General features: G+C 37.3%; 1 protein-coding gene. It reads right to left on the bottom strand.

Annotation, left to right across the window (positions count from 1 at the left end; translation table 11 throughout):
- The coding region (locus C5S61_RS03850) for a class I tRNA ligase family protein (protein WP_164689214.1) at positions 1–407 on the bottom strand (407 nt) is incomplete at both ends.

Below are 407 nucleotides of genomic sequence, written 5' to 3'. Positions count from 1 at the left end.
TGCAAGTTCTGTGCGTTTATCTTCGTCCTTGGCAAGTGCCCATGGAGCAGTTTCATCGATATATTTATTTGTACGAGAAATTAGTGACCACAGTTGGTTTAAAGCTACAGAGAATTGCATGTGATCCATGCTACCTTCGTATTCCTTCACCACATTGTTTTTAAAATCTACTAAAATTTGATCAAATTCTGTTACATTACCTTGATAAGCAGGAATTTCACCATAAAAGTATTTGTTAATCATTGCTACTGTACGATTAAGCAAGTTTCCTAAATCGTTGGCAAGATCAAAGTTCACACGATCAACAAAGTCTTCTGGTGTAAATAAACCATCTGAGCCAAATGGAACTTCGCGTAATAAGTAATAACGAAGCGCATCTAGGCCGTAGCGGTCAATCAGCATATAAG

Origin of the sequence: Herpetosiphon llansteffanensis, assembly GCF_003205875.1 — a bacterium.
Taxonomy (GTDB): domain Bacteria; phylum Chloroflexota; class Chloroflexia; order Chloroflexales; family Herpetosiphonaceae; genus Herpetosiphon; species Herpetosiphon llansteffanensis.
The sequence above is the reverse complement of the archived record's forward strand: the minus strand, read 5'-3'. Positions and strand labels throughout refer to the sequence as shown.